Below are 605 nucleotides of genomic sequence, written 5' to 3'. Positions count from 1 at the left end.
CAGCAACGACTGAACACCCGACAAGGGGGTCAGTCCCAATCCGTCGTTACGGGGTTACTCCCAACCCGCCGTTGACATCTGCTCGCCGACGCCTCCGCGGCCTGTCGCGAGCTGGGCATCGGCGGCCTGCAGGGCGAGGAGATGGTCGTCGTCGAGAACACCGACACCGTCCAGCACGTCATCGTCTGCACCCTGTGCTCCTGCTACCCGTGGCCGGTCCTGGGCCTGCCGCCGAACTGGTACAAGGCGCCGCCGTTCCGGGCGCGCATCGTCCGCGAGCCCCGCAAGGTCCTGGCCGAGGACTTCGGCTACCCCCTGTCGACGACGGCCTGAGACTGACCCCCTGACGTCGGATTGGGATTGACCCCTTCTGGGCGACGCTGAGGGGGTGTTGTCGGTGGAGGACTGGTCCGAGATCCGTCGTCTGCATCGGGCGGAGGGTGTCCCGATCAAGGAGATCTCCCGCCGGCTGGGAGTCGCGCGGAACACGGTGCGTTCGGCGCTGCGGGCGCCGGGCCCACCGCGGCGGGAACGGGGCCCGCGGGGTTCGCTGGCTGATGCGGTCGAGCCGCAGGTGCGGGCTCTGTTGGCGCAGTTCCCGCGGA

1 protein-coding gene and 1 pseudogene are annotated in these 605 nt (G+C 69.8%); both read left to right on the top strand.

From position 1 onward, the window contains the following. Positions 1-78: 78 nt before the first annotated feature. Positions 79-318: pseudogene (locus FVA95_RS29215) on the top strand (nitrile hydratase subunit alpha); the annotation flags it as partial. A 70-nt stretch (positions 319-388) separates the two neighbouring features. Further along, positions 389-605: sigma factor-like helix-turn-helix DNA-binding protein (locus FVA95_RS29210; RefSeq protein WP_193564260.1), on the top strand; the 217-nt coding region annotated here is incomplete at its 3' end.

It is taken from the genome of Pseudonocardia sp. EV170527-09 (assembly GCF_008369905.1).
In the GTDB taxonomy this organism is placed as follows: domain Bacteria; phylum Actinomycetota; class Actinomycetes; order Mycobacteriales; family Pseudonocardiaceae; genus Pseudonocardia.
Note: the sequence above shows the minus strand (reverse complement) of the source record. Positions and strands in the feature narration are given on the sequence as shown.